This window comes from Variovorax sp. P2_H12 (assembly GCF_056403395.1).
The window spans coordinates 1-379 of the sequence record NZ_JBFUFO010000292.1 but is presented as its reverse complement, the minus strand read 5'-3'; the positions used below and the strand labels follow the sequence as shown (position 1 = coordinate 379).

1 protein-coding gene is annotated in these 379 nt (G+C 71.2%); it reads left to right on the top strand.

The genetic code is table 11. The features are described from left to right. A partial coding sequence (locus AC1DYK_RS36195) for a hypothetical protein (protein ID WP_478170655.1) occupies positions 1–379 on the top strand: 379 nt, incomplete at both ends.

Sequence of the window (379 nt, the reverse complement as noted above, 5' to 3'; positions counted from 1 at the left end):
CCGGAACTGCGGCGCCACCGCGAGGAAGTGATGGACCTGCTGTGGCCGGACGCCCCGATGGATGCTGCGGTACGCAATCTCCGGGTCACCCTGCACGCCGCACGCCACGCACTTGAGCCGGAGCTGGCTCCCCGCGTTCCGTCCTCCTATCTGGTGGCGGAGGGCGATCTGCTGTTCCTGGCACCGGACCGGGTACGCATCGATGCCGACGAGGTGGAGAAGACCGCGCGCCACGCGCTCGCCGCGGGGGATGCCGATGCGCTCGCAGCCGCGCTGAGGCCACTGCAGCGGGAGTTGCTGCCCGAGGACCGTTTCGCGGACTGGGCCGGTGAGCGCCGTCGCCGTATCGAGGTGCTGCGCGAGCAGCTCGTCCCTGCCC